This window comes from Lentibacillus kapialis, assembly GCF_014646635.1.
Lineage (GTDB): Bacteria > Bacillota > Bacilli > Bacillales > Amphibacillaceae > Lentibacillus > Lentibacillus kapialis.
Map to the genome: position 1 here is coordinate 26152 of NZ_BMNQ01000040.1, position 7474 is coordinate 33625.

Annotated in this window: 6 protein-coding genes; 5 read left to right on the forward strand and 1 reads right to left on the reverse strand. The window is 35.8% G+C overall.

What is annotated here, in order from left to right; genetic code table 11:
* The first annotated feature begins 67 nt into the window (after window positions 1–67).
* The 5 genes from IEW67_RS12520 (at window position 68) to IEW67_RS12540 (ending at window position 6262) form a co-directional block, all read left to right on the forward strand.
* Window positions 68–1678, forward strand: a complete 1611-nt coding sequence (locus IEW67_RS12520; protein ID WP_188633417.1) for a class I adenylate-forming enzyme family protein — start codon at window positions 68–70, stop codon at window positions 1676–1678.
* Window positions 1679–1681: 3 nt separating this feature from the next.
* A complete protein-coding gene (locus IEW67_RS12525; RefSeq protein ID WP_188633418.1) occupies window positions 1682–3256 on the forward strand; it encodes an acyl CoA:acetate/3-ketoacid CoA transferase in 1575 nt (524 codons plus the stop codon).
* 52 nt (window positions 3257–3308) lie between these two features.
* A complete protein-coding gene (fabG, locus tag IEW67_RS12530) occupies window positions 3309–4049 on the forward strand; it encodes a 3-oxoacyl-ACP reductase FabG (protein ID WP_188633419.1) in 741 nt (246 codons plus the stop codon).
* 45 nt (window positions 4050–4094) lie between these two features.
* A complete protein-coding gene (locus tag IEW67_RS12535) occupies window positions 4095–5282 on the forward strand; it encodes a thiolase family protein (protein WP_188633420.1) in 1188 nt (395 codons plus the stop codon).
* Window positions 5283–5383: 101 nt separating this feature from the next.
* A complete protein-coding gene (locus IEW67_RS12540) occupies window positions 5384–6262 on the forward strand; it encodes a 3-hydroxyacyl-CoA dehydrogenase family protein (RefSeq protein ID WP_188633421.1) in 879 nt (292 codons plus the stop codon).
* 211 nt (window positions 6263–6473) lie between these two features.
* On the opposite strand, the gene IEW67_RS12545 is transcribed toward IEW67_RS12540, so the two are convergent.
* Window positions 6474–7346, reverse strand: a complete 873-nt coding sequence (locus IEW67_RS12545; RefSeq protein WP_188633422.1) for a LysR family transcriptional regulator — start codon at window positions 7344–7346, stop codon at window positions 6474–6476.
* Window positions 7347–7474: the final 128 nt, after the last annotated feature.

Below are 7474 nucleotides of genomic sequence, written 5' to 3' on the forward strand. Positions count from 1 at the left end.
CTACCATAATTCATTTAAATATTTTGTTTTAAAATGAAAGATGCTTTATATAGGTGGTGTAAAACAATTGATCTCTGGAAGCAATTATTGGAATGAAACCATTAATAAGAATCTCACTATGAAGCGTTTAAATAATAAGGAGTATCAAACATTTGACAATATGAATCAAAATATGTACCAAGTCTTGAAAAAAAATGTTAACGAAGCCCCACATAAAATTGGAGTAGTTGATACAAACGGAGAGAATTATACGTATGATGAATTACTAGATTTAGCTGATAAATTATCATCTTATCTGATTAAGGAACATCAGATCGAAAAAGGAAAACACATAGGATTATTATTATATAATTCTGTTGAATTCATTATTGCCTTTTTGGCAGCCCAGAAATTAGGTGCCGTCATTGTTCCATTTCCTACAAAATATAAAGAACCTGAGATTGTGTCTCTCGTTGAGAAAAGTCATTGTGATTTGCTAATTGTTGATAAGGCTTTTCATTCTTGGGTACAAAAAAATAATGATAATGTTATCCTATGTGATTCCCAACAAAAAAAGAATTTATTTGATATTGATCTAAATCAATATGAAGCCGTTGAAACGAGTGAAATTGGATCGTTAGAAGATGTAGCTGTTCTTATGTTTACTTCGGGCACTACATCACACAGCAAAGGCGTAGTTATTAGAAATTTCAATATTCAACATGCTATTACAAGCTATCACAGAATATTGGATGTTGATGAAAAAGATTCGACCATTTTAGCTATCCCTATTTATAATGTAACTGGTTTAATTGCAACCGTATCTTTATTTTTAAAGTGTAAGGGAACGATTCATATTCATAAGTTTTTTGATCCAAAACAAGTTTTATCGGACATTCAAGAACATGGAATTTCTTTTTATCATGCTTCTCCTACGATTTTTACATTAATGCTGGAGGAAATGAAGTCTTTTTCTAAATTACCAAGTTTGACTAAAATAGCCTGTGGTGGCGCCAATATGCCTGCCGAACAAATAAAAGAACTTAAAGAATGGTTGCCAAACATGGAGTTTAGGACAATATATGGGCTATCCGAGACAGCTTCACCAGCCACTATATTTCCGACTGATGCATCTCAAAGCCATTATATTGGTTCATCAGGCCAACCTATTCCAGGGTTGTCTATTAAAATTGTTGATGACTTTGAGAACGAATTACCAGTTGGCCAAACAGGTGAAATTTTACTTAAAGGGACAAATGTAATTGCAGCATATTATAATCAGCAGTCAGATTTGATTACAGATGATAACTGGCTGAAAACAGGGGATATAGGTTATATCAATAAAGATGGTTACCTATATGTTGTTGATAGAAAAAAAGATCTAATCAATCGAGGCGGAGAGAAAATTTACAGTATGGATGTTGAAAACGTTATACGCCAAATCAGGGGGATTAATGAAGTTGCTGTCGTAGGAGTTAAGGATGAGGTGTATGGTGAAATTCCTGTTGCAGTTATTTCTTTAAAAGAGGGCTATGATTTGGATTCCTTGTTCATTGAATCAATACTAAAGGACAAATTGGCAAAATATGAAATACCAGCTTATTATTATTTCGTTGATGGGGTTCTTAAAACAAAAAATGGGAAGATAGACAAAAAAAGAATAAGAGGGAATTTGGAAAATCAAAAGGAGTGTATCTAAAAGATGAAAGCGAACTTCGTTGAAGCAAGTGAAGCTGTAAATTATATAAAAGATGGGGATACGATTACAACTGTTGGAATGACGCTTATTAGTGCATCAGAATCGATATTAAAAGCAATAGAGGAAAGCTACTTGAAAAATGAGTATCCCAAAAATCTAACTCTGGTTCACTCTGCTGGTCAAAGTGATCGGAAAAATGGGATCCAGCATTTTGCTCATGAAGGATTTGTGACAAAAATTATTGGATCACATTGGGGACTTCAACCAAAATGGATGGACATGATTTCCGAAAATAAAGTGGATGCATATTGTCTTCCTCAGGGTCAAATGGCTCAATTATACAGATCAATGGCTTCCGGGCTTCCGGGAAAAATGAGCAAAGTTGGATTAGGAACTTTTGTTGATCCTCGTGTTGAAGGAGGAAAGATGAATGAAAGGACAGAGAAACTTAAGGATATTTCCGAAATAATCGAATACGGAAATGAAGAATATATGTTTTATCGGAAAATTCCTTTGGATATTTGTATTATACGGGGAACTACCGCAGATGAAATGGGTAACATAACAATGGAAGATGAAGCAATGAAGCTTGAAGTACTACCTGCTGTACTTGCCACAAAACGATTTGGCGGGAAAGTGATTGCTCAGGTGAAGCGTGTGGCTGAAACAGGGAGTCTGCATGCTAAGGATGTCGTTGTTCCGGGAGTTTTTGTCGATGCGATAGTAGTGTCCGATAATCCATTTGAAGATCATAGACAAACCTCTTCTTGGTATTATGATCCATCATATTCAGGCGACCTTCGAGTACCAATTAATACAATTAAACCGTTGGAAGTAAATAAAAGAAAGTTCATCGGAAGAAGGGCTATGTTTGAAATTAGTAAAGGTGACGTTATCAACCTGGGTACAGGGATACCGAATGATGTTGTAGGCAATATTGCCAATGAAGAAGAGATATCTAACGATGTGATGATTACTGTTGAATCAGGAATATATGGTGGTATTCAACCTGGCGGTGTTGACTTCGGTATAGGACAAAATATTTATGCAATGATTACACATGATCAACAAATGGACTATTACAACGGAGCAGGCGTGGATATTACATTCATGGGAGCAGGGGAACTTGATCAGTATGGAAATGTCAATGCAACAAAAATGGGACATCTATGTACTGGTGCAGGTGGTTTTATCGATATTACGCAAAATGCTAAAAAAGTCGTTTTTTGCGCGACATTTAGTACTGGCGGCGCGAAAATGAGTCTTGAAAATAATCAAGTTCAAATCAATCAAGAAGGGGCCATCAAGAAAATGGTTTCAAAGGTCTCTCAGATATCGTTTAATGGAAAGTTAGCCAGGGAGAAAGGCCAAGAGGTATTTTTTGTTACGGAAAGAGCGGTATTTAAGCTGGTAAAGGAAGGAGTTATGTTAATCGAAATTGCTCCTGGGATTGACTTGCAAAGAGATATTTTAGATATGATGGAATTTGAACCGATTATTAGTAAGGATTTAAAAGTTATGGATGAAGCGTTGTTTGCAGATGGTCAATTCGGTTTGTCGAAATTTATGAGGGCGTAAAGCATTACCAGCAATTATGAAACAACAAGAAATTTTTAATGGAGGGACACGAATGGGGAAACTATCAGGTAAAGTAGCGATGGTAACAGGTGCAGCAAGAGGTCTTGGCAAGGGAATTGCGGAAAAGCTTGGTAAAGAAGGTGCGCAAGTCGTTATCGTTGACCTTAATGAGGGAGCATGTAAAGAGGCAGTTGATTCATTTAGAGAAGAAGGATATCGCGCAACTTCATATACAGTTAATATAGCAAACGAAGATGAGGTTACAAAACTATTTAACAATGTTACCGATGAATTTGGAAAAATAGATATTTTAGTCAACAATGCGGGTATTAATAAGGATGGTACACTGCACAAAATGTCTGTTGACCAATGGCAACAAGTCATCGATGTTAACTTGACGGGTACATTCCTTTGTACACGGGAAGCAGCAGTACGGATGAAGGAACGGAACGAAGGTAGAATAATCTCTATTTCATCTGCCAGCTGGCTGGGAAACTTCGGTCAAGCAAATTATGCTGCTTCAAAAGCAGGAGTAGTTGGCTTAACAAAAACAGCAGCAAGGGAGCTGGCCAAGAACAATATAACTTGTAATGCTATCTGCCCGGGATTCATTGACACGGACATGACAAGAGGGGTTCCCGACAAAGTTTGGGATCAGATGATAAATAAAATACCAATGGGAAGAGCAGGAGCCCCTTCCGACGTAGGGAACATGATCGCATTTTTAGCATCCGATGAGGCTTCATATATTACCGGAGAAGTCATCAATGTTGGCGGTGGAATGGTAATTTAGCTTTCAAAGGTAATTTCTAAATCAATTATAAAAGGAGAATGTAACATGAGTGAATTAAAAGAGGTCGTTGTAGTCTCCGGTGCAAGAACACCAATTGGTAAATTCGGGGGAAGTTTTAAAGACGTCCATTCAACCGATTTAGCAGCATACGCAGTAAAAGAGGCCTTAAAAAGGGGAGAGGTCAAACCTGAAAGTGTAGACGAGTTAATTATAGGTAATGTCGGACAGATAGCTGAAAATGGATTTATAGGAAGAGTTGTTTCGTTAAAATCTGATTTGCCAGATTCAACTACAGCATATTCCGTTAATAGACAGTGCGGGTCAGGAATGCAATCCATTGTAGATGGAATGATGCAAATTCAAACGGGGAACTCAGAAGTTGTAGTGGCTTCTGGCACGGAAAACATGTCTCAATTACCATATTATTTAAAAGGTGCACGATTTGGATACAAAATGGGACACGGAGATCTAGAGGATGGCTTATTATCAATTCTAACCTGGCCAAGTGGACCATATCATAACGGTGTTACAGCTGAAAATGTAGCAGAAGAATATGATGTATCAAGACAAGAGCAGGATGAATTTTCGTTAAAAAGTCAGGAAAGAGCGGTTCAGGCAATTAAGGATGGAAAATTCAAGGATGAGATTGTACCTGTTGAAATAAAAGATAAAAAGGGCAATGTTACTCTTGTGGATACAGATGAACACCCAAGAGAAGGTCTTACCATGGAAAAACTGGGTAAAATGAAACCCGCCTTTAAAAAAGATGGATCTGTGACGCCTGCAAACTCTTCAGGAATTAATGATGGGGCAGCTGCAGTAGTGTTGATGTCAAAAGAAAAAGCAGAAGAATTAGGGGTTAAGCCGTTATTAAAAATAAAAGGGTTTTCAGTCGCTGGAAATGATCCGGGTTTAATGGGGTATGCTCCTAAATTATCAACAGAGAAATTGGCTGAAAAGTGTGATGTCAATTTAAATGATGTTGACATTTATGAACTGAACGAGGCTTTTGCATCTCAATCATGTGCCGTCATTCGAGATTTGAAACTTGATTCAAATAAGGTGAATGTAAATGGTGGAGCGATTAGCTTAGGTCATCCAGTAGGGGCAACAGGTACTATATTAACAGTTAAATTAATGTATGAGATGCATCGTGCCGAGTTAGATAAAGGAATTGTTACTATGTGCATTGGTGGCGGACAAGGCATTTCAACATTATTTGAAAGATGTTAAAAATTAACGAGGTGGGAAACTTTTTAGTTTTCCACCTTACTACATATAAATACTCAAAGTGTCTTATTTGTCAGAGAAAATTTAATTTGGAGGGAGAGCAAATGTCAATTGAAAATATAGCAATCATTGGCGGGGGACAAATGGGGTCAGGTATTGCACAAAACGCTGCTGAACATAATAAAAATATAACGCTAATTGAAGTAAATGAAAAAAAGGCAAGTGAGGCAGAACAACATATAAAGGAACAGTTAAGTTCAAAAGTTAAAAAAGGAAAAAAAACTGAGAAAAAAAAAAGCCAAATTCTAAGCAATATATATGTAAAGACAAATATGGAAAAAGTGAAGGGATCCTCCTTAGTAATTGAAGCTGTTCCCGAGGACTTAGAAATCAAAAAGAAAGTTTTCTCTCAGATAGATCAATATGTTGATGATAATACAATACTAGCTTCCAATACATCAGGTCTTTCTATTGCTGCAATTAGTTCAGTTACTCAACGCCCCAAAAATGTAATTGGTTTCCATTATTTTTATCCTGTACCAGTTATGAGGCTGGTTGAAGTCACACCATCCATTGTTACCGATGATACTACTGTAGAGGCTATGTTTGGTTTTGCCGAAAGCATTGAAAAGAACCCGGTTCGTTGTCAGGATTACCCAGGGTTTCTAGTTAACCGTATTCTTGTCCCAATGATAAATGAATCAGTATATTGTGTAATGGAAGGTGCTCAACCAAAAGATGTAGATGAAGCTATGAGGTTAGGGGCAAACCATCGTATGGGTCCACTTACTCTTGCTGATTTTGTAGGGTTAGACGTGCTTTTAGCAACAATGGAAGGTTTATATAATGGTTTTCACGATTCTAAATATCGTCCCTGTCCTTTATTAAAAAAAGTTGTAGAGTCAGGAAATCTCGGTATGAAAACAGGAAAGGGATTCTACAATTACGATGAAGCAGGTAAACAACTGCAACAATCATTTTGAATCTGTTAATAATCAACCTGTTATATCAACTTTCGTAACGTTGTCAATAATTTTTTGTCTCCGAAGAAGGGACCGATATTGATTGCTGAGTTTTAGAGAGGTTTCCGTTGAGTTACTGAATTTTTGGGAAACCTCTTTCTTTTTATTATTCTATTAACCAGAAAGTGATCTGTTAATTGCTATGAGTTTTTCTTCAAAAATTAGCTACTAATTATAAACCTTGATACGGTTGCACTTCTTGCTCTAAAAAATCCAAAAATGTCCTTACAGTAACATAGTTCATTGCTTCTTTAGTTGCGTAAATCCATGTATGGCGCATAAGTTTCTCGTTGTTGCTTTTTAGTGGCACATACGATAAATCGCTTTGATTATTAAGTGTAAGACCAGTTAAAATTGCATAGCCAAGTTCATTTCTTACCATTTCTTTACAAGCCTCTGCATTATCGGCGATTATTGAAGTTACAGGGCGCTGTTTAAAATGTTGTGACCACCAGTTATCAATAATGGTCCTTAATGAAAGGTTAGTTTTATATTCAACACGATTAAGATATGGTAAGTTGGCAATCTGTATTGGGTATCTTGAGACTAAGTAAATGCCGTCAGATGCTAATAATTTTTTATATGAATTCCATTCTATATCTTCTCTTAGGAAAGCGATATGAATCTTATTTTGTATTAAGTTTTCTATTAAAGTTGGGCTAAATCCAGTCGTTAAATTTAAGTTTACATCCTTATATACTGTATGAAATTTTGAAAGTACGGGTGGTAACAAATACTGAGCAATTGCACTAGAAGCTCCAATCTTTAATGGTCCTTTAATAATATCTTTAATTGAATACATATCTTCTCGAATCCTGTTCACATTTTCTAAGTGTTGGTTAGTATACTTAATTAGTATTTCTCCCTCAGTTGTTACTTGAAAGCCTTTATTTGTTCTGATTAACAAGTCTACGCCAAAAAACTCTTCAATTTTATTAATCCTATAAGATAATGCAGGTTGAGAAATAAATAGTTCCTCAGATATTTGCGATAAGCTAGCTTTTTTTCCAATCAATGAAAGTAAGTACCAATCGCGTTCATCCATTTTATACCTCCTTGTATTAAAAATATTTTATGTCTAATTATAAATATAAAGTAATTTTAATTATAGACTAAATCACTTAAAATTAAAATTAAAGATAAATTTCTAATTAATTTTATATTTTATTGATA

Coding starts and splice junctions, on each gene's coding strand:
- IEW67_RS12535 (WP_188633420.1), top strand. CDS start 4,095: ATGAGTGAATTAAAAGAGGTCGTTGTAGTCTCCGGTGCAAGAACACCA.
- IEW67_RS12540 (WP_188633421.1), top strand. CDS start 5,384: ATGTCAATTGAAAATATAGCAATCATTGGCGGGGGACAAATGGGGTCA.
- fabG (WP_188633419.1), top strand. CDS start 3,309: ATGGGGAAACTATCAGGTAAAGTAGCGATGGTAACAGGTGCAGCAAGA.
- IEW67_RS12525 (WP_188633418.1), top strand. CDS start 1,682: ATGAAAGCGAACTTCGTTGAAGCAAGTGAAGCTGTAAATTATATAAAA.
- IEW67_RS12545 (WP_188633422.1), bottom strand. CDS start 7,346: ATGGATGAACGCGATTGGTACTTACTTTCATTGATTGGAAAAAAAGCT.